Origin of the sequence: Tetzosporium hominis (genome assembly GCF_002265435.1) — a bacterium.
In the GTDB taxonomy this organism is placed as follows: Bacteria; Bacillota; Bacilli; order Bacillales_A; family Planococcaceae; genus Chryseomicrobium; species Chryseomicrobium hominis.
In genome coordinates this window covers 1-229 of sequence record NZ_NOKQ01000004.1, presented here as the reverse complement: position 1 = coordinate 229, position 229 = coordinate 1, and the positions used below count along the sequence as shown (strand labels likewise).

The 229-nt window shown below is 38.0% G+C and carries 1 protein-coding gene; it reads right to left on the bottom strand.

The window, feature by feature from the left end; all coding sequences use genetic code 11:
• Window positions 1-55: 55 nt before the first annotated feature.
• Window positions 56-145, bottom strand: a complete 90-nt coding sequence (locus CF394_RS16235; RefSeq protein ID WP_369333184.1) for an ATP-binding cassette domain-containing protein — start codon at window positions 143-145, stop codon at window positions 56-58.
• Window positions 146-229 lie beyond the last annotated feature (84 nt).

Sequence of the window (229 nt, the reverse complement as noted above, 5' to 3'; positions counted from 1 at the left end):
CATAAAAAGAGAAAACCACAAAACTCCAAACAAAAAACCTAAACTAGAATGAAATCTAAACATTTATAAAAAAATGATACCAGCCCGCCATCAGCTGTGCCAGCGTACTTTTGCCACTGCCGTTGTCACCAAAGATGGCGACCATCCCCGGTTTGACATAGTTTTATTAATAACATAACGGAGGATGCGTTTATTGTGTCGTTAAATATCGAAACTGTTCTAACGTAAC

Coding starts and splice junctions, on each gene's coding strand:
- CF394_RS16235 (WP_369333184.1), bottom strand. CDS start 145: ATGGTCGCCATCTTTGGTGACAACGGCAGTGGCAAAAGTACGCTGGCA.